At 38.5% G+C, this 16,833-nt stretch carries 18 protein-coding genes; 15 read left to right on the top strand and 3 right to left on the bottom strand.

Features of this window, described 5'->3' with window-relative positions; translation table 11 throughout:
• The gene (locus tag P3R27_RS01915) at window positions 1-783 is read left to right on the top strand and encodes a PhzF family phenazine biosynthesis protein (RefSeq protein ID WP_034687545.1); all 783 of its coding nucleotides are present in this window, start codon (window positions 1-3) and stop codon (window positions 781-783) included.
• A 202-nt stretch (window positions 784-985) separates the two neighbouring features.
• On the opposite strand, the gene P3R27_RS01920 is transcribed toward P3R27_RS01915, so the two are convergent.
• Complete coding sequence (locus P3R27_RS01920) at window positions 986-2,089, bottom strand: alpha-hydroxy-acid oxidizing protein (protein ID WP_301356778.1); 1,104 nt, start codon at window positions 2,087-2,089, stop codon at window positions 986-988.
• Window positions 2,090-2,322: 233 nt separating this feature from the next.
• Complete coding sequence (locus P3R27_RS01925) at window positions 2,323-3,090, bottom strand: DeoR/GlpR family DNA-binding transcription regulator (protein WP_034687541.1); 768 nt, start codon at window positions 3,088-3,090, stop codon at window positions 2,323-2,325.
• Between the two features lie 169 nt (window positions 3,091-3,259).
• Here P3R27_RS01925 and ulaG point away from each other — a divergent pair, with 169 nt between their 5' ends.
• The 14 genes from ulaG (at window position 3,260) to P3R27_RS01995 (ending at window position 15,762) form a co-directional block, all read left to right on the top strand.
• Window positions 3,260-4,321 (top strand): L-ascorbate 6-phosphate lactonase, encoded by a 1,062-nt coding sequence (gene ulaG / locus P3R27_RS01930; RefSeq protein WP_284592152.1) that lies wholly within the window; start codon window positions 3,260-3,262, stop codon window positions 4,319-4,321.
• A gap of 171 nt (window positions 4,322-4,492) precedes the next feature.
• On the top strand, window positions 4,493-4,948 hold the full coding sequence (locus P3R27_RS01935; RefSeq protein WP_034687539.1) for a PTS sugar transporter subunit IIA: 456 nt from the start codon (window positions 4,493-4,495) through the stop codon (window positions 4,946-4,948).
• Window positions 4,949-5,118: 170 nt separating this feature from the next.
• Window positions 5,119-6,609, top strand: coding sequence for a PTS ascorbate transporter subunit IIC (gene ulaA, locus P3R27_RS01940; protein ID WP_034687537.1), 1,491 nt, complete (start codon window positions 5,119-5,121; stop codon window positions 6,607-6,609).
• Window positions 6,610-6,624: 15 nt separating this feature from the next.
• On the top strand, window positions 6,625-6,936 hold the full coding sequence (locus P3R27_RS01945; RefSeq protein WP_019722445.1) for a PTS sugar transporter subunit IIB: 312 nt from the start codon (window positions 6,625-6,627) through the stop codon (window positions 6,934-6,936).
• Window positions 6,937-7,578: a 3-keto-L-gulonate-6-phosphate decarboxylase UlaD gene (locus tag P3R27_RS01950; RefSeq protein ID WP_010734823.1), complete on the top strand. Its 642-nt coding sequence runs from the start codon at window positions 6,937-6,939 to the stop codon at window positions 7,576-7,578.
• 1 nt (window position 7,579) lies between these two features.
• Window positions 7,580-8,431: an L-ribulose-5-phosphate 3-epimerase gene (locus tag P3R27_RS01955; protein ID WP_126134245.1), complete on the top strand. Its 852-nt coding sequence runs from the start codon at window positions 7,580-7,582 to the stop codon at window positions 8,429-8,431.
• A gap of 171 nt (window positions 8,432-8,602) precedes the next feature.
• On the top strand, window positions 8,603-9,673 hold the full coding sequence (locus P3R27_RS01960; RefSeq protein WP_301356789.1) for an ABC transporter permease: 1,071 nt from the start codon (window positions 8,603-8,605) through the stop codon (window positions 9,671-9,673).
• A gap of 15 nt (window positions 9,674-9,688) precedes the next feature.
• The gene (locus tag P3R27_RS01965; protein ID WP_034687532.1) at window positions 9,689-10,357 is read left to right on the top strand and encodes an ABC transporter ATP-binding protein; all 669 of its coding nucleotides are present in this window, start codon (window positions 9,689-9,691) and stop codon (window positions 10,355-10,357) included.
• A gap of 17 nt (window positions 10,358-10,374) precedes the next feature.
• Entirely contained in the window at window positions 10,375-10,950 is a 576-nt protein-coding gene (locus P3R27_RS01970; protein ID WP_034687530.1) for a TetR/AcrR family transcriptional regulator, read from the top strand.
• Between the two features lie 531 nt (window positions 10,951-11,481).
• Window positions 11,482-14,070 (top strand): glycosyl hydrolase family 18 protein, encoded by a 2,589-nt coding sequence (locus tag P3R27_RS01975; protein WP_034687528.1) that lies wholly within the window; start codon window positions 11,482-11,484, stop codon window positions 14,068-14,070.
• Between the two features lie 343 nt (window positions 14,071-14,413).
• Complete coding sequence (locus tag P3R27_RS01980; protein ID WP_235186284.1) at window positions 14,414-14,587, top strand: hypothetical protein; 174 nt, start codon at window positions 14,414-14,416, stop codon at window positions 14,585-14,587.
• A 54-nt stretch (window positions 14,588-14,641) separates the two neighbouring features.
• Complete coding sequence (locus tag P3R27_RS01985) at window positions 14,642-14,788, top strand: glycosyl hydrolase family 18 protein (protein WP_235186283.1); 147 nt, start codon at window positions 14,642-14,644, stop codon at window positions 14,786-14,788.
• 45 nt (window positions 14,789-14,833) lie between these two features.
• Window positions 14,834-15,118, top strand: coding sequence for a hypothetical protein (locus P3R27_RS01990; RefSeq protein ID WP_235186282.1), 285 nt, complete (start codon window positions 14,834-14,836; stop codon window positions 15,116-15,118).
• 281 nt (window positions 15,119-15,399) lie between these two features.
• On the top strand, window positions 15,400-15,762 hold the full coding sequence (locus P3R27_RS01995) for a carbohydrate-binding protein (protein WP_241234770.1): 363 nt from the start codon (window positions 15,400-15,402) through the stop codon (window positions 15,760-15,762).
• A gap of 127 nt (window positions 15,763-15,889) precedes the next feature.
• Here the strand turns inward: P3R27_RS01995 and P3R27_RS02000 are convergent, their stop codons facing one another.
• Window positions 15,890-16,792: an N-acetylmuramoyl-L-alanine amidase family protein gene (locus P3R27_RS02000; RefSeq protein WP_034687526.1), complete on the bottom strand. Its 903-nt coding sequence runs from the start codon at window positions 16,790-16,792 to the stop codon at window positions 15,890-15,892.
• Between the last annotated feature and the right edge of the window lie 41 nt (window positions 16,793-16,833).

Consider the following 16,833-nt stretch of genomic DNA (forward strand, 5'->3'; position numbering starts at 1 on the left):
ATGAATTTACCCTATTATGTAGTTGACGCCTTCACCAATGAAGTGTTCAAAGGAAATCCTGCTGCGGTCTTTGTGTTAGATGAATGGCTACCTGATGATACCATGCAAAAAATCGCCATCGAAAATAACCTATCCGAAACCGCCTTTACCGTTAGAAAAGAGAAAGGTTATGAATTACGTTGGTTTACCCCTGATCGTGAAATCGACTTATGTGGTCATGCGACTTTGGCAACCGCATTTGTATTGTTCCACTTTTATGGTATCAGTGAATCCAAGATTTCATTTTCAACACAAAGTGGGAACCTATTTGTCACAAAAAAAGAGCAAAAATATGCGATGGATTTTCCAAGTATTTTACCGCAACCAATTGCTATATTACCAGAATATGAACAAGCAATCGGCAAAAAAATAAAAGAGGCTTATCTGGCAAGGGACTTATTTTTTGTTTTGGAAGACGAAGAGACAGTGGCAAAGCTAACGCCTGATTATACTGCAATGAGGGAATTAGAAGAAGGCGTCGGCGTGATTGTCACAGCTGAAGGAAAGAACGAAGATTTTGTTTCTAGGACCTTTTTCCCAAAACTAACGATCAATGAAGATCCAGTGTGTGGCTCGGCACATGCGAATTTGATTCCTTACTGGGCACAAAAGCTTGGAAAGGATGACTTGGTTGCTCAACAACTTTCTGCCAGAGGGGGGGGCTTGACTTGCGAGTGGTTAGGTGAACGCGTGATGATCAGTGGCGAAGCAACCTTGTTTGCACAAGGTGAAGCGTACATTTAGAAAATCCATCCAAACAGGTAGTATATAGAGTGCAATAAATAGCATACAGTTCTGAAAAATAAGCCAGAAGCCCCGAAATTTGTTCAAATTTTTGGGGCTTCTGACTTATTTTTAAAGGCTTTTTTTGATGTTCGTTTATTTGGATTCAAAAGTGCGAGATAACTATGGGAACTGTACTTGTTTTATTTGAGATTTTCTCAATTTAGAAGAAACGATTTTCCCGTAATGTCACATTTTTGATATCTTCGATGGTTTGTGTCCCAGCTAATTGCATGACCATTTCTAATTCTTTTTTGAAGAAGTCGAATACTTGTTTGATACCTGTACTTCCACCGAGAGCTAAACCGTAAATGGCAGGACGACCGATCGCGACTAAATCGGCACCAGAAGCGATGGCTTTAAAGACATGCTGACCACGACGAACACCACTATCAAAGATGATAGGGACACGTTTGTCGACGGCTTCTGCTACATATTTCAAAGAATCAAAGGCTGCTGGCCCACCATCTAATTGACGACCGCCATGATTCGATACCCAGATGCCATTTGCTCCCGCATCTAATGAACGATAAACATCGTCTTCTGATTGCACACCTTTTACATAAACGGGTAAGTCAGAATGAGTAGCAATAAATTCCACATCTTTTGGACTTAACTTTTGTTTGGAGGATTTATAAACTGCGTCCATCGTTTGTCCGACCCCTGATTGATAGGCTTGAACGATCGGCATTGGCAAAGGAAAAGTGAAACCATTGCGAAGGTCGTTTTCTCGATTACCACCAACGGTTGCATCAGCTGTCAAAACGATTGCTTTTGCGCCATTACGTTTGGCCATCTCAAGAATATCTAAATTGATCCCATTGTCTTTACTCATGTAAAACTGGAACCATTGTGGTGCGTCTGGCCCACCGGCCTCGCGGATTTCTTCTAATGTACATGAAGCGTAAGAACTCGCCGTATAAATCGTATGAAAATCGGCAACTCCTTTAGCTGAAGCTTTTTCTGCATGTGTATGAGCTAAACCATGAGCTGCAATAGGCGCCATAATGATTGGCGCAGTTAATGTTTCTTGGTCAAAGCAAGTCGTTGTATCTGGAATTTCTACGTCTTTTAAAACATGAGGAATAATCAATTGATGATTGAATGATTGCACGTTTTCTTGATACGTAAAGAGATCTCCAGCGCCACTACTGATATAGCCATATCCGCCAGTAGGAATCACTTGAGCTGCCGCCATTTCTAGATCTTCTGTATTGATAAAACTGATTTGCCCTTCTTGTGAGCCAGCTTGATAAATCATTTCCATAAAACAAACCTTCTTTCGTAGTATCGATCAATAACTAATATTAAATTTGTCAGCGGTTACATTTTTTATACTACGCCTTGTTTTTAAAACAGGCAAATAATCTGTTTTATTTTATTTAACTGAACAAAGAGTTACTGCTATGCAAGAGTATAATCACGCTTTGAATACTTAACTAAAGGAAGAAAATCGAATGATAGCTGTTTTTTATCTGTTAGCAATTTTGGTGATTTTTTTTACAAACTTACTCGAATAACAGTGACACCTCGTTGTTCGATTTTTTTGGCAAGTTTAGGTGAACAATGCTGATCGGTGATCAAATAATCAAAGGCTGAGATATCGGCAATCTTAAACTGTGAAGTCCGGCCAATCTTACGATGGTCTGCAACAAGGATACGACATTTGATACTCTTTTTGATCATCCATTCGTTGATTTTAGATTCGTTTAAAATTTTTGTCGTCACACCATTCTCTAAATCTATTCCGCTACATCCAATAATACAGACATCTGCATTCATATCTGCTAATGTGCGAGCGGCAATATCTCCCACCAAGATTTCTTTCGGTACGCGTAATTCGCCACCAGTGAGAATATACGTATAATTTCCTTGTCTGACACAAGAAACGACCTTTAAATTATTCGTTACGACAGTGACGTGATTAGATTCTAAATAATCGAGTGTAGCTAATGCAGTGGAACTTGAATTGATAAATACTGTGGCATAGTCTCCAATATATTGACTAGCACAACGAGCAATTTGATGTTTGATCCATGTTGGTCCTGAAAGATCGAAATTTGTTTGATTGTCATAATTGAAGAGACAATAGCCATGTTCACGAATAATCTCATTTTTTTCTTCTAATAATCTAAGGTCTCGACGAATGGTGCTGAGTGATACGTGAAGCTTTTCAGACAGTTCAATCGTGGTCATTTGTGTGTACCGTTGTAATAGATCAAGAATTTCATTACGTCTTTTTTTAATCGTCAACAGAGAATTTTTCATTGTTATCCTTCCTTTTCAATCAATTTTTCTCTATATGACTAATTATAACTAAACGAGCATAAAAAAATGGAAACGATCACATAAAGTAATAACAGTCATATAAAGCTATTCCAATCATTTTGATAGCGCTTTATCATTTGTATATACCTAAAAAAGAGGAGGATGGCACATGAATATAACAGAAGTAACAAAGGAAAGTTGGTTGCGTTCGACTTTTCCAGAATGGGGAACCTATCTGAACGAAGAAATCGAAATGGAACAAGTAAAAGAAAAAAGCGTATCTATCTGGTGGCTAGGATGTACAGGTATATGGCTAAAGTCAAATGAAGGTACAAATATCCTTTGTGACTTATGGTGTGGGACAGGAAAACGAACACACGGGAATGGACAGATGAAAAAAGGCCACCAGATGATGCGTATGAGCGGTACAGAAAAGATGCAACCGAATTTACGAACGCAACCTTTTGTGATCGATCCATTTGCAATCAAAAATGTGGATGCATTAGTGGTGACACATATCCATTCCGATCATCTGGATATCCACACTGCCGCTGCTGTTCATCAAAATTGTCCGGAGGCTCTATTTATTGGCCCCAAAGCAGTAGTGGAAACATGGCTCTCTTGGGGGATACCAAAAGAAAAGACCCAAGTAGTCAAACCCGGCGATATCGCTTTGATCAATGAAGTAGAGATCGTTGCGCTGGAAGCCTTTGATCGGACGGCACTGATCACACATGATGATCCTCATGTGCAATTAAAAGATCAGTTACCACAAGAAATGGATACGATCGCTGTCAATTATCTTTTCAAAACATCAGGAGGGACGATCTACCATGCAGGGGATTCGCATTATTCCAACCTCTTTGCCAAACATGGCAATGAACATCAAATTGATGTTTGTCTAGGTGCATATGGTGAAAATCCGCGTGGTATCACTGATAAGATGACCGCCAGTGATTTGTTGAGAATGGCAGAATCGTTAAGAGCTCAAGTAGTGATCCCAGTCCATTATGATATTTGGTCAAATTTTATGGCTGACCCTAGCGAGATCACTCAATTATGGCGCATGAAAAAAGATCGATTGGCTTATCAGTTTTCCCCTTATATTTGGCAAGTGGGGGGGAAATATACGTATCCAGATAATAGACAAGACTTGGCATTCAATTTCGATCGTGGCTTCCATGATGTCTTCGCCCAAGAAAATGATACGCCGTTTCCATCATTTTTGTAGGAGCCCAAGAGATATATGACAATAAATCAGCTGAACTGAGAATTTTATAACGAAAAGCAAAAGCGAGGAGGGAGAACGTATCAAAGCAAGGGAACGTAAGACAAAGTCATCTCTTGATAAGGATGCGCTATTGTCAAACAACGGGTTGCCTGCTTGATACTGTTTGTAAATATGTTGAGATATTTCTATGAGAATGACTTAGTCAATTATGTAGAAACTACGATAAATGATTGGCGAGTAGCAATCGAGGAGAGCAGTCGTCACTTATTAGAAAAAAGAATCATTGATCATATATATGTAGAAGAAATGATCCGCAATGTCGAAGAACATGGGGCATATATCCTGATCGCCCCGCACGTTGCGATGCCTCATGCCATGCAAGGTGGCTCACATGTTTTCGATACGACGATTTCATTTACCAAAATGAACGTGCCAGTTCCCTTTGAAGAAGGGGCAAAGTCTGCCAGCCTTTTCTTCACCTTAGCAGCTAAAGAGCCAAAGCAGCACTTAGAAAATATTCAATCATTATCAGAATTACTGATGCAAGATGGGTTGATCGAAGAATTACTTGCGACAGAAACAATCGAAGATTATCAAAGGATCATGGACAAATACGAGCCAATATAGGTAAAAGTAGTCTTTTGCTTGCTAGTTATGGTCAGTGAGGACCATAACTAGCAAGCAAATAGATACAAAAGATAAAAAAATACGATGTAAGGGAGGGAGTCCGTTTACATGAAAACCATGATATCTGGCATCTTTTGAGGATTTGTTCTGGTTTTTGGTAACGGAAAAATATGGGAGCTATCTTGATGGAGATATGGACGTATTTTGCGACAAATATTTTAACGCAGCCGGCTTATTTGATCGGTTTGATTGTTTTATTAGGGTATCTACTTCTTGGCCGACCATTATACGAATGTATAGCTGGATTTTTGAAAGCCACTGTAGGTTATCTGATTTTAGCTGTTGGTTCAGGTGGATTAGTAAACAATTTCCGACCGATCTTAGTTGGTTTGAAAGATCGCTTTGATCTTGAGGCGATGGTGACTGATCCTTATTTTGGCCAAAATGCTGTAGATGCAGGATTGATGGAGACTTTTGGGCGAACATTCAGTGATGTGATGATTTTATTATTGATTGCATTTGTGTTGAATATCCTGTTAGTTCGTTTTCAAAAATATACGAAGTTGCGAGCTGTTTTTACGACAGGAAATGTCCAGATCCAGCAAGCAGCTACAGCTTTTTGGATCTTACTTTTCTGTTTTCCTGAATTAGGAAGAGTAGAAGTATTAGTATTTATGGGAATCATTTTAGGGTGTTACTGGGCAGTTGCTTCTAATTTAACTGTTGGTGTGACACAAGAATTGACAGACGGAGCTGGTTTTGCGATTGCGCACCAACAGATGTTTGGAGTGTACCTATTTTCTACTTTAGCAAAGTGGTGGCAAAAGAGTAGTCGTAAAAAAAGTGGGAATAGAAAAGTTGATAAAAAGCTTGAAGATATGGAGCTTCCGGGTTTCTTATCCATTTTCAACGAAAATATGGTGGCGACTTCTTTATTGATGCTGTTCTTCTTTGGCATCATCTTATTAGTATTAGGACAGGAGTACTTGATTGAGGCAGAATTTATGGTGGCAGGCCAAAGTTTTCTATTCTACGTACTGACCACTTCTTTGAATTTTGCTGTGTATTTAGCCATTTTACAACTTGGTGTCCGGACCTTTGTGGACGAGTTGACACAATCTTTCCAAGGAATCTCAAATACTATTTTACCAGGAGCTGTGCCAGGGATCGATGTGGCTGCAACTTTTGGCTTTGGATCACCAAATGCAGTCACGATCGGGTTTTTATTTGGTGCATTAGGACAATTCTTGATGATCATCTTATTGATCGTCTTCCGATCACCAACGATCGTGATCGCTGGATTTATCCCACTATTTTTTGACAATGCGGTCATCGCTGTGTTCTCAAATAATCGTGGTGGATTCAAGGCAGCATGTTTGTTCCCTTTTTTATCTGGGCTGATCCAAGTCGGTGGTTCTGCAATCTTTGCGACATGGATCGGGTTATCTAGTTACGGAGGGTATATTGGTATGTTTGATTGGGCGACTGCTTGGCCAGTCTTTACTGTTTTGATGAAATTTTTTGGTTATGCTGGTGTTGCACTAGTGGTCGTCGGTTTGTTGCTAATTCCGCAACTACAATATCGAAAAAATCCAGAAGGATATTTTTTGATTGTGGAGGATTATCAAAAATATAAAGAGAAGTTTGGAGACAGTAATTAATAGGAGGGAAAGTAAATGAGAATTTTAGTTTCATGTGCCAATGGTTCTGGTACAAGTTTAATGATGATGCGTAGTGTAGAAAAGGCAATGAGAGAATTAAATATTACAGTGAGTAAAATCCATCATTGCCCGATCTCTGAAGGAAAAAGTTCAGCCAGTCAATATGATGTTGTCTTTACGCCACTCAATTTTATGCCGATGTTCATGCAAGCAATTGAGCGAGGTGTGACGGTCGTGGGGATCAAAAATGTGATGTCACCTACTGAAATCTGTGAGAAATTCAAAGAAACAACAATGTACAAAGAATTGAAATCAAAGGAGAATTAGATGAAACGACCAAAATTACAAATTGCTCTGGATCATAACACGTTAGCGTCTGCGTTGGCAGATGTGAAAAAAATAGGAGAAATCGTCGATGTGATCGAAGTAGGCACCATTCTTTGTCTTCAAGAAGGAAGCAAACCAATCGAATGTATGAGAAAAATGTTTCCAGAAAAAACGATCGTTGCGGATACAAAATGTGCTGACGCAGGAGAAACTGTGGCTGGGAATGTAGCGCAGGCTGGAGCAGATTTCATGACAGTGATCTGCTGTGCCTCTCTTGCTACCATGCAAGCCGCACAAAAGAAAGTCAAAGCGCTTCAAGTAGAACTATACGGAGAATGGACGATGGAACAAGCAAAAAAATGGCGAGAAATTGGGATTTCTCAGGTCGTCTATCATCAAAGTAGGGATGCCTTGTTAGCTGGAGAAGTTTGGGGAGAAAAGGATCTGAAGCTAGTCCAACAATTGATCGATTTAGGTTTTCAAGTATCAGTAACTGGTGGGCTGTCAATTTCAACGTTAGCCTTGTTCCAAGGGATGCCGATCTTTCATTTTATTGTCGGTCGAGGATTGACGGCGTGTGCAGATCCTATCATACAAGCTCAAGCATTCCAAAAGGAGATCAAGCGACTGTGGGGAGAATGAGATGACGAGAATCGGACTTTATGAAAAGGCACTGCCTAGCGGATGGTCGTGGCAAGAGCGGTTAGATGCAGTAAAAGAATTGGGGTTTGATTTTCTGGAAATATCGATTGACGAAAGCCAGGAACGATTGGCTCGTTTAGATTGGACGAATGAACAAATCGCTGAGTTAAAGGAAGCGATAGCGATTTCGGGGATTGCTATCCATTCGCTTTGTTTAAGTGGGCATCGGCGTTTTCCATTCGGCTCAGTAGATATCAAAAAACAAGAAAAAGCCTTATCTATGATGAAAAAAGCGATACAGCTTGCGTATCAGTTAGGCATCAGGATCATACAAGTGGCGGGATACGATGTATACTATGAAAAAAAATCAATAGAGACAAGAGAAGCGTTTATCAGAGGATTGCGTACCAGTATCAAAGAGGCAGCACAGTTTGGGATAATCTTGTCGATTGAAGTTATGGATGACCCATTTATGAATTCCATTCGTAAATTCATGGAGATAAAAAAACAACTCCCTTCTCCTTATTTACAAGTTTATCCTGACTTAGGAAATCTATCAGCGTGGCCAGAAAATAATGTGGCGATTGAACTTGAACAAGGCATCGAATATATTACTTCGATCCACCTAAAAGATACGCAACCAGTAACAGCTAGTAGTAAAGGTAAGTTTAGAGACGTTCCGTTCGGTCAAGGTTGTGTGGATTTTTCTGGCTTATTTAAAACATTGAAACGTGTAAATTACGACGGACCATTCTTGATTGAAATGTGGAGTGGTCAGGATAAGGATTATGAAAGTCAGATTTTACAAGCGAAAGAATATCTATTGCCAAAGTTAAAAGAATCGGGATTTTAACCTCACTTTTTTTGGTGAAACTTGTAAATAAACGATTGACATATTCCATATTGAATATAATCAACTCAATTATTTTTTCTTTAATTGATTATTCTGAGCAGATTATTCCTCTAAAAATTTATCAAGTGATAATATATATTTATCAGTTGATAAATTTTTAGGGGGAATTTTATGTTTTTAGCATTAAATGAAATCATTCATTCAAAATTACGCTATGCCTTAGTGACAGGTGTCATGTTTCTAATTGCGTACCTTGTCTTTTTTTTGACAGGATTAGCCTATGGGTTGGCACAAGACAATCGAACTGCTGTAGATAAATGGGAGGCAGATACCATTGTTTTATCAAAAGATGCCAATACAAACTTAGGGATGTCGATGATCACGAAAAAGATGGCAGAAGAAGTGAAAGGTGATCAAGTCGCTTATTTAGCTCAAACACCTGGAGTAGTCACGAGTCCAGATCGTCCAGATGCTGATAAAGTCAATGTTAGTTTTTTTGGAATCGATCAAAACCAATTCATCATGCCGAATATCGTGGAAGGAGAAGAATTCCAGTCAAATGATGAAGCAGTCGGTGATATCAGTTTAAAAGAAGAATATGGCTTAGATATTGGAGATACGATCAAATTATCAGGAAGCGACAAGACATTTAAACTGACTGGATTTACTGAGAATGCCAAATTCAATGTCTCTCCTGTCGTCTATACAACGATCAATGCGTACCAAGAGATACGATTTGAGAAACAAGATGCAACTGATAATGCTCGTATCAATGCAGTGGTCGTGCGAGGAGATGTGGATAGCTTACCGGATGATCTAGAGAAAATCAGTATTTCGACATTCATTAATGAACTACCAGGGTACAATGCACAAGTATTGACGTTTGGTTTCATGATCGGCTTTTTGATTGTGATTGCAGCAATCGTGATCGGCATTTTCATCTATGTATTGACCATGCAAAAGATCAATATTTTTGGTGTACTGAAAGCCCAAGGCGTTACTGGTGGATTTATTGCACGTTCAGTAGTTGCACAAACGTTCTTACTTTCCTTTTTCGGTGTCGCTCTTGGATTGTTTGGAACGTTCGTTACATCACTTGTTCTACCAGATGCTGTACCATTCCAAAGTAACTGGTTGTTTTTCGGTGTGATTAGTGTAATGATGTTGATCGTTGCTATTTTAGGGGCGATTTTCTCTGTTAGAACGATCGTAAAAATTGATCCATTAAAAGCAATCGGATAGAAAGGAGAATGGGAAATGAAAGCAATTGAATTTATAGATGTTGAAAAAAGTTTTAAAGATGGTGATCAAACCGTCCAAGCATTGAAAAAAACAAATGTCAGTGTCGATAAAGGGGAGTTTGTCGCAATCATTGGACCATCTGGTTCTGGAAAGAGTACCTTCTTAACGATTGCAGGCGGTTTACAGACACCAAATAAAGGAACCGTCAAGATCAATGGAGAAGATTTCAGTGAACAACCGGAGAAAAAACGAGTAAAATTACGGTTTAAGGAAATCGGATTTATTCTTCAAGCTTCCAATCTAGTTCCATTTTTGACCGTCAAAAAACAATTGGTACTAGTCGATAAGATCAAGCATGAAAATCGACAAGAGGAGGCAAAAGAATTATTCCAACAACTTGGGGTGGATAAACTCCTTAATAAGTATCCAGAAGATCTTTCGGGTGGTGAACGACAAAGAGTGGCAATTGCTCGAGCGCTATATAACGATCCATCAATTATTTTGGCAGATGAGCCAACAGCTAGCTTGGATTCAGAAAAAGCAGTAGAAGTTGTAGATATTTTAGCGAAAGAATCCAAGGAAAAAAATAAAGCAATCATAATGGTCACTCATGATACCCGACTTATTGACAGATGTGATAAAGTATTTATGATAGAAGATGGTGTCTTTCGAGAAAAAAAATAAGTCAGAGGGTGTAAAAGTTGGTCCATCGATACAATAAAGATACACAAGAGAAAATTTTAAAAGAAGCCAATCGTTTGTTTATGTCAAAAGGTTATCAAGGAACTTCAACACGTGAGATTGCTAAAAATGCTGGAATCACGCAACCAAATCTTTATCATTACTTTAGCGATAAAGAAAAATTATATTGTGCAGTCTTAGAAGAGCATTTGAGTACTGTAGGCACAGACTTAAGAGCAATCTTAGAAGAGAACAAACTTGATTTTAAACAATCTTTGACTAAAATGACGAAGTATCTGATCGATACCCATCTCTTAGACCTATTTATGATGCACCATGATTTAAAATCAAACCTTTCTGCCGAGACACGAAATCATCTTTTTACCTTGTGGAAAAAAAGTTATCGTGAACCATTTGAAGTGATTTTTTCGACAAATCAATCTTTGATGCGCACTCATGTTACGACAGAAATTGCTGCAAAGCACTTTTTTCTTCTGTTAGCACCATATATCACCGAATCTTCTAATTCACTTGAAAACCCATTTAGTGTGGAACGACTGATCGATTTATACCTTCATGGTGTGGTAGCTGATTAAATACGGTGATGACAGAAGTGTCCAGCTCCGAGAAAAAAGCCGAGAAACCCAAAATTGTTTTTCAAATTTTGGGTTTCTCGGCTTTTTATCAAGGAGTCACTTCTGGAACATCGTTTATTTGATTTTTAAGATTAGAAACAAAAATGAATTTAATTTCTTGTCCTCTACACTTTTTTTGTTATTCTATTTTCTCTGATTGTTATTTTTTAATTAAAATAATGAGGGATATTTAATTTTTTTGGCAATTGAGAAAAAGAGGTGAAAAGCAAGTGATATAAAGATTTTTAATAATAACAATTATAAATTAGATAGATAACCAAAGTGATTTAATTTGTTTTTTTAATAATTTTAGGAAAACGGTTGAAAAAGCCATTTTCAGGTGATAATATTCTGTTAGCAACAAAAGTTTCACTGAGTTTAACTCACTATTTTAGAGAAATAGAGGGGGGATGAATAACATATTTTCGTATTTATTTTGTTACATAATTGTTTTTTGAAAAGTGAATAGTGTAAAAAGGGGAGAATTTAAAAATGAAAAGTGTTAAAAAAATTGGGTTGGCAGCAATGTTATTTTCTTCTGTTGTCTCAACGGCGCTTCCGACAATTGGGGAATTGTCTATCGTCAATGCAGAAGAAATCCAACAAACAGAACAACAAGCAACTTATAGAAACGTAATGTACTATGGTGACTGGTCGATTTGGGGCGGCGAAGGTAACTTTTATCCAAAAGATATCCCGGCTGATCAATTGACACACTTGAATTTTGCCTTTTTAGATTTTGATAGTAACGGCGAATTAGTCTTTACTGATACAGACGCAGCGACTGGTGCACCTGTAGGATTACCTGGTGTACAATGGAACTCTGCTAGTTCTGGCATCTTAAATGCGATTCAAGATTTACGTGGGAAAAATCCAAACATGAAAATTGGTGTTTCATTAGGTGGTTGGTCTAAATCAGGAGATTTCTCTGAAGTAGCAGCAAACCCGACGAAACGTAAGAACCTTGCAGAGAATGTAGCAAAATTTATTAAATATACAAATATGGACTTTGTCGATGTTGACTGGGAATTCCCGGCAGATGTACGTCAACCAGACCTAGTGGATAACGTAAATGATGAAGGAACGCCAAATGCAAAACCTGAAGATAAAGATAATTACATAAAATTATTAGATGAAATTCGTGAAATAATTGATAAACAAGGCGAAGAATTAGGAAAAACATATGAACTGTCTGTTGCATTACCAGCAGCTCAAGGTAAATTAAATTCAGGTATTGACGTGAAACGATTATTTGATGTTGTCGATTTCGCAAACATCATGACTTATGATTTAACTGGTGCATGGTCAGATACAAGTGGTCACCATTCAGCACTTTACGGGAATCCAGCTGATCCTAATTATGATGAAGGCTTCTCAGTGGATCAAACAGTACAGTACCTACGTGAGAAAGGTGCGGCATCAGAAAAAATCGTTATCGGGGCAGCATTCTATACTCGTGGATGGGACGAAGTGGCAAAAGGAGATAATGCAGAGACACCGGGATTATTCCAAAAAGCAGAATTATCAAGTCAAGATGCCGATCAAACACCAAGTTATGGAGCGAAAAACAAAAATCCATTAAAAGTAGGCGACGGTGGACGTGCTAGTGGTATATGGCCATACCGTGATATTGAAACATTACTTGGTGATACATCTGGATTGAAAGAATATTGGGATGATGTAGCGAAAGCACCATTTATGTATAGTGAAACAACTGGTGAATTCTTTACTTACGAAAATAAAAAATCAGTGACTTATAAAGCTGAATATGTAAAAGAAAACCAACTTGGTGGAATTATTTCATGGCAACAATCACAAGATAAAGAAACAACTGGGACAAAACGTGATGAGTTGACCAATACAATCAAACAAGGACTGTTTGCCAGCGAGAAACTTCCAGAATTTGAGATCAAAAGCACCCCATTAAATGTAGATGTTGAAATCTCAACGTATACACAGTATGGCGTTAGTGGGTACGATGTTAAAATTACCAATAATGAAAAAGTGGAAGAAACTTCTTCTGTACTGAAATTAGTTGAATTTTCACAAGAAACAATCAAATTACCTAAATTGGTGATCCCAATGGCGACAAACGAAAAACTGGGCGCTGGTGATTACCAAGCAGGTACTGTAACAAATGTGGATGGCGCTGCAATCATTGATTTGTCTTCTGTATATGATGGCAAAGAAATCGCACCAGGGGCATCTTATGAGTTCAGATTGAGTTCAAGTGCTGGTGAGGCAGATGTCGCTGTCGACAATATCGACTCAATCACTTTGAGCCAAAGAATTGGTGACGAAGGTATCGAAATCAACAAACAAGTAATTTTTGGTGAAGGTTCAACAACTGAACCAGGAACACCGGATACAGAAGCACCATCAGTACCAACAGATCTTACGGCTTCTACGATTGGCGAAACAAATATTTCCTTATCATGGGCAAAATCAACAGATGATAAAGCAGTAAAAGGATATTACATTTTCCGCGATGGCAAACAAGTAGGACAATCATCCACAACTTCATTTACTGATGCTGGGTTAACGGCGGATACAGAATATTCATATACAGTAAAAGCGTTTGATGCAGCAGGAAATGTTTCAGAAGAAAGTAAAGTATTAGTGGTTAAAACGTTAGAAAAAGCACCAGTAGATACAGAAGCACCTTCAATTCCTTTAGACTTGAAAGCTTCAACGATCGGTGAGAAAAATGCTTCATTGACTTGGACTCGTTCAACAGATAATGTTGCAGTAGCGGGATACTATGTTTTCCGTGATGGCAAACAAGTGGGACAATCAGCTACAGCTTCATTTGCTGATACTGGTTTAATACCGAATACAGAATATTCATATACAGTAAAAGCATTTGATGCAGCAGGAAATGTTTCAGAAGAAAGCAAAGCATTAGTTGTCACAACTTTAGAAGAAACAACTCCGCCAGCTGAAGGCGAATGGGATGCTAACAAAGTCTATGATTTGGGTGATGTAGTAACTCATAAAGGTAATACGTATCGTGCGAAATGGTGGACACAAGGTGATGAGCCGGGAACTGAACCATGGGGTCCGTGGGAACTAATCGGTTAATTTAAATAAAAAAAGAACAGGGCAGCTTGCCTTGTTCTTTTTTTATAATGTTATTCTGTCGTCGTTATTTATCTTATTTGCTCGAATTTACCGAAAAAAACATGTTAGTTAAAAAATAAACAAAACCACATGGATTAAAAATAACTTGGAACGTGATGGATGTATTCGGTTGCAATTAGTTTCATTATAAAAATTGAATGCTGAATTTATATTTGTAAGACATTTACAATTAAAATTCAGCTGATTTCTAATTTTTAAGGAGTGATAAAATAACTTTAATCTGTGATTTGGGCACGCTTGTTTTTTCTGTAAAAAAACTGAGAAAAAAGGAGATGAGATTGATATGAAAAGAATTAAGAGTATTAGTTTAGTTGCTTTTCTATTTTCTTCGATTATTGCAATGACTTTACTAGCATTTAATGAGTCGCCAGAAGTCTATGCTGAAGAGGTGCGAGAAATTCAGGTCGCGCCTTATCGCAATGTCATGTACTATGGCGATTGGTCGATTTGGTGTTGAGAAGGAAATTTCTATCCTACAGATATTCCAGATCTGATTAGTGTAACAAGTGGATTGACTGAGTACTGGGATGATGTAGCGAAGGGTCCTTATATGTATAGTACAGAAACTGACGAATTTTTTAGTTTTGATAATGTACGTTCGATTGGTTATAAAACACAATACATACAAGAAGAACAATTAGGCGGTGTGATTTCTTAGATGCAATCATAAGACAAAGAAACGACAAGTATAAAATGTGATGAATTGACGAATGCGATCAAAGAAGGATTATTTGGGAATACGCCATTACCACAGCACGAAAATGTTAGCACACCGTTAGATATCTCTTTAGATAGCACGCCTTATACAGAGAATGATGTAAGCAGGTACAAAATCACTTTGGAAAATGATGAAACATTGACAGAAACGTCTACTATAGTAAGCGCTGTTGAAGCTGCCCAGAAAACAGTCAAATTGCCTAAACTTATGCTGGAGTTGAATAGTAATGAAACGTTAACTTCTGGTAACTTCAAGGAAAGGGGGATGTGACTACCACGAACGGCATGGTAACTGTCGATCTAGCCACCGTTTGTGATGGCAGAGAACTTACTCCAAGAGCTTCTTATGATTTCTGATTACAATCTACTACGTCACAGGTTTCGGTTGATCATATTGACACGATCACTTTAAGTCAACGAATTGGAACTAGCGGTATTGAGATCAATCACCAAGTAATCTTTGGTGTAGAAGCGCCAGACCCATCAGATGTTGAAGCACCGTCAATTCCAACAAATGTTGCAGCAACAACGATCAAAGCTACAGAAGTGGCGTTGAACTGGACGGTTTCAATTGATCATCAGCGAGTAGCAGGTTATTTTGTTTACCGTGATGGTCAATTAGTAGGGCAAACAAGAAGGCCATCATTTACAGATACGGGATTAACACCTGATACACAGTATACGTATAATGTAAAAGCATTCGATGCCTCAAACAATGTTTCGGCAGCTAGTCAACCAGTGATCGTTCAAACCTTGGAAGACAGTATGCCTGGATATGCGGTATGGGATGCATCAATAGTCTATCTTATGGGAGATAAAGTCACTCATTTAGGAAATACGTATTGGGCGAAATGGTGGACACAAGGCGATGAAACTGGTACTCAGCAACGGGGACCATGGGAACTGATCAATTAGATCGTTTAAATATAAACAGATTCAGCGGTGGCCATTTACTGACAACTAGTTGCTGATGAAATTGAAGAACCTTGTTGGGCTTGATGAAATATCAATACCTAACGAGGTTCTTGCGTTTAGAAAAAAATTACTGATTAAAATAAGTGAGCAGCGCTTGTGTGATCGATTGCGCCAACTGTTGTTGATAATTAACAGTAGTCAATGTAGCTAAGTCTTCGTCATTATTCATATAGCCCATTTCGATCAAGAGGGAGGGTTGAAGGTTTTCTCTTAACACCTGATAGTTCCCTGTAGCAGTTCCACGAGATGTAATGGGCAGATCCTCCAGTTTTTCAGAAACAGTTTCCGCTAGACGTTGCTCACTATTGTAATAATAATAAGTGGTTGTACCAGTTGCTTCATTGGCCGATTCAGTCGAATCAGCATGTAAGCTGATAAAAAGGTCAGCTGCTTTTTCTTCGCTAAATGCACAAATGTCATCTAATGAAATGTAGGCATCTGTTTCATGTGTCAAATAAACCGTTGCGCCAGCGGCTTCTAAACTCGTTTGTAACTGTTTTGCGGCAGCGAGTGTCACTGTCTTTTCTTCTGTATGTCCATCTGTGCTAAGTGCGCCTGTATCGTCGCCTCCGTGTCCAGGATCTAGTACGATCACCGCTTCTGATAGGTCACTCGGTAGCTCTTGTGTCGAGCGAGTCAGTGATGAGCCATCCGTAAGTGATAAATAGCCAATTTCACCATCATTCGTGGTAATTTTGTAGGCGTTGGCTGTAGTTGAAAGAAGCGTAGCCAGTTCACCAGCATTGACGGAAATAAGCGGTTCACTTAATGACGAGTCTGCATACAATGTGGCATCTTCTTTTCCAATTTTTATGAGGGTCTCTGAAGGAGAATCAGTTGTTTGTATGATGCTAGAGACACTGTTGCTTGTCTGTTGTTTCGCATCTGTTTCTTGATTGCTAAGATCAAATTTGAAAAGGGCAATGGGCCCGATCATACATATAAAAATAATAATTCGCATTTTTTTCATCGTTTCACCTCTTGAACATGAGGATAAACAACAAAACTTAA

The organism is Enterococcus spodopteracolus (assembly GCF_030441955.1).
GTDB classification, from domain to species: Bacteria; Bacillota; Bacilli; order Lactobacillales; family Enterococcaceae; genus Enterococcus_B; species Enterococcus_B spodopteracolus.

Excerpts from the sequence above, each read along its gene's own strand:
- P3R27_RS01915 (WP_034687545.1), top strand. The coding sequence starts at position 1 with ATGAATTTACCCTATTATGTAGTTGACGCCTTCACCAATGAAGTGTTC.
- P3R27_RS01920 (WP_301356778.1), bottom strand. The coding sequence starts at position 2,089 with ATGGAAATGATTTATCAAGCTGGCTCACAAGAAGGGCAAATCAGTTTT.
- P3R27_RS01925 (WP_034687541.1), bottom strand. The coding sequence starts at position 3,090 with ATGAAAAATTCTCTGTTGACGATTAAAAAAAGACGTAATGAAATTCTT.
- ulaG (WP_284592152.1), top strand. The coding sequence starts at position 3,260 with ATGAATATAACAGAAGTAACAAAGGAAAGTTGGTTGCGTTCGACTTTT.
- P3R27_RS01935 (WP_034687539.1), top strand. The coding sequence starts at position 4,493 with ATGTTGAGATATTTCTATGAGAATGACTTAGTCAATTATGTAGAAACT.
- ulaA (WP_034687537.1), top strand. The coding sequence starts at position 5,119 with ATGGGAGCTATCTTGATGGAGATATGGACGTATTTTGCGACAAATATT.
- P3R27_RS01945 (WP_019722445.1), top strand. The coding sequence starts at position 6,625 with ATGAGAATTTTAGTTTCATGTGCCAATGGTTCTGGTACAAGTTTAATG.
- P3R27_RS01950 (WP_010734823.1), top strand. The coding sequence starts at position 6,937 with ATGAAACGACCAAAATTACAAATTGCTCTGGATCATAACACGTTAGCG.
- P3R27_RS01955 (WP_126134245.1), top strand. The coding sequence starts at position 7,580 with ATGACGAGAATCGGACTTTATGAAAAGGCACTGCCTAGCGGATGGTCG.
- P3R27_RS01960 (WP_301356789.1), top strand. The coding sequence starts at position 8,603 with ATGTTTTTAGCATTAAATGAAATCATTCATTCAAAATTACGCTATGCC.
- P3R27_RS01965 (WP_034687532.1), top strand. The coding sequence starts at position 9,689 with ATGAAAGCAATTGAATTTATAGATGTTGAAAAAAGTTTTAAAGATGGT.
- P3R27_RS01975 (WP_034687528.1), top strand. The coding sequence starts at position 11,482 with ATGAAAAGTGTTAAAAAAATTGGGTTGGCAGCAATGTTATTTTCTTCT.
- P3R27_RS01980 (WP_235186284.1), top strand. The coding sequence starts at position 14,414 with ATGAAAAGAATTAAGAGTATTAGTTTAGTTGCTTTTCTATTTTCTTCG.
- P3R27_RS02000 (WP_034687526.1), bottom strand. The coding sequence starts at position 16,792 with ATGAAAAAAATGCGAATTATTATTTTTATATGTATGATCGGGCCCATT.